Origin of the sequence: Mycobacterium sp., from assembly GCF_049673265.1 — a bacterium.
In the GTDB taxonomy this organism is placed as follows: Bacteria; Actinomycetota; Actinomycetes; order Mycobacteriales; family Mycobacteriaceae; genus Mycobacterium.
The window spans coordinates 1-2,147 of record NZ_JBATXN010000092.1; the positions used below are offsets into that span (position 1 = coordinate 1).

A 2,147-nucleotide genomic window follows, 5' to 3' on the forward strand; every position below is an offset into this window, starting at 1 on the left:
GCCGACAACGCCGGCCACCACACCGTCACGTTCGTAGTAGGCGAGAAATCTGCGGCCGTCGTCCTCAACGACATGCACGATGTCGGTGGCGATTGGCTCGCCCAAACATTGGATCTTGACGTCGTACTGATCGCTCCAGAAATACGGAACAACTACGCCTGCCGGTGTGTCCTGCCCGAGTATCGCAGGCACCACGACCCTTGCCTGCTCGGCGACATTGCTCCAATGTTCCACCCGCACTTGATGTCCCGTCGGATCACGCCAGGACGCGACGTCCCCGAGCGCCCACACGTGCGGCGCGCTGGTTCGTCCGGCCGCATCACAGATCACGCCGTTGTCGACGTCGATGCCGCTGCCGTCGAGCCAGTCGGTCGCCGGCCGCGAGCCGATGCCAACCACCACCAAGTCGGCTGTCAGCTCAGCCCCGTCGGTCAGCACCACACTCTCGACATGCTGCTGTCCGCGGACCTCGGCCACCCCGACGTCGGTGCGCACATCGACACCTTCTGCGCGGTGCAACCGCGCCACCAGCTCGCCGATCTGCGCGCCAAGCACCGCAGCCAGCGGCGCGGGCTGCGGCTCCACCAGCACCACATCGACTCCCAAGCCGCGCAGGCTGGCCGCCACCTCACAGCCGATGAAGCCCGCGCCGACCACAACCGCGTGCTGTGCGGACGACGCGTGCTTGCGCAATGCCAGGCTTTCGTCGAACGAACGCAACACTCGGATGCCGTCCAGGTCGGGGAAAGCCGGAATGCGCCGCGGTACCAAGCCGGTCGCAATGACGAGTTCGTCGTAGCCGAGCGTCGTTCCGTCGTCGAGAGTCACCGTCTGTGCAGCGGTGTCCAAGCTGGTGACCGCCGATCCAAGCCGCAAGGTGATGTTGTGCTCGTCGTAGAACTCACGCGGTTTGAGCGTCACGTCGTCGATTTCGCTGCGCAGCACCTCCTTCGACAGCGGAGGGCGGTCGTAGGGCAAATGGGCCTCATCGCTGACGATGGCCAGCGCGCCGGTGTAATCCGACCGGCGCAGTTGCTCAGCGGTCCGGGTCGCGGCGAGCCCCCCGCCGACGATCAGTATTCCGTTGCCCGAGCTAGTGGTCATATTTGGAGTTCATACACGATTGCGACGACGGGCGGTTGCTCACCCCTCGGCCCGGGATCGGTCAATGAGGTTGGACAGCACGACGATGCTTTCGGTGCGCTCGATATCGGCGCTCGTGCGGATGCGCTCCAAAGCGTCTTCGAGGTGGCGCATGTCGCGCGCCAGCACACGCAGCATGGCGTCGGCGGTCCCGGTCGCCGTCGCGGCGCTGACGACCTCGGGAATGTCCATCCAAGCCCGGCGCAACTCGTCGGGCGAAATCCTGCCGTGACAGTAAACCTGAACGTACGCTTCGGTGTTCCAACCGACGGCGCTGCGATCGATGACCGTGGTGAAGCCCCGGATCACACCACTGTCAAGCATCCGGTCAACGCGACGTTTGACCGCCGAGGCCGACAGGCTCACCCGCTCGCCGATCTCGGCGAACGTTGCCCGGGCATTTTCGGCGAGCTCGGCGAGAATCTGCTCGTCGATACCGTCCATCCGCCCTCCTGCACAACAGACTGCCGCAATATAGTATTTTGCACAACAGAACATGCCTATATAAGCAGCAACCGGTGTTTGATTGCGCACCGCGCGTCCCATACCGTCGATTTATGACGATCTTCGCCGACGCTGCGGCGCCAGCCCCGGCGCATGTGACCGCCACTGAAATCGTCCGTCGGACCGAACGCAGGGCGCGCCTTCGGCAATACGTCATGACGCCTCCGCAGTTTTTCGCCGTCGACTATGCGATCAATCCGTGGATGGACATCAACACTCCTGTCGACGCCCACGTGGCGCTCGTGCAGTGGACGCATCTTCGCGACACGTACCTTCGGCTGGGACACAAAGTGGACCTCGTCGCACCCGTCACCGGGTTGCCTGACATGGTCTATGCCGCCAACGGCGGGCTGATACTGGGCGGCGCTGCGGTGATGGCCCGGTTCAAATACCCACAGCGCCAACAGGAATCCGCCGCATACGCGGACTGGATGCGGTCACAGGGGTACACGCCGGTGCAGACTCAGCACGTCAACGAAGGTCAGGGCGACTTGCTGCCG

General features: G+C 64.2%; 2 protein-coding genes and 1 pseudogene. 1 reads left to right on the forward strand and 2 read right to left on the reverse strand.

The annotated features are described in order from the left end of the window. The coding region (locus tag WBF82_RS03185; RefSeq protein WP_424381651.1) for an NAD(P)/FAD-dependent oxidoreductase at positions 1 to 1,104 on the reverse strand (1,104 nt) is incomplete at its 3' end. A gap of 39 nt (positions 1,105 to 1,143) precedes the next feature. Continuing rightward, on the reverse strand, positions 1,144 to 1,641 hold the full coding sequence (locus WBF82_RS03190; protein WP_424381652.1) for an Lrp/AsnC family transcriptional regulator: 498 nt from the start codon (positions 1,639 to 1,641) through the stop codon (positions 1,144 to 1,146). Positions 1,642 to 1,700: 59 nt separating this feature from the next. Between WBF82_RS03190 and WBF82_RS03195 the strand changes: the two are divergent. Then, a pseudogene (locus WBF82_RS03195) lies at positions 1,701 to 2,147 on the forward strand (dimethylargininase); the annotation flags it as partial.

Excerpts from the sequence above, each read along its gene's own strand:
- WBF82_RS03190 (WP_424381652.1), bottom strand. The coding sequence starts at position 1,641 with ATGTTCTGTTGTGCAAAATACTATATTGCGGCAGTCTGTTGTGCAGGA.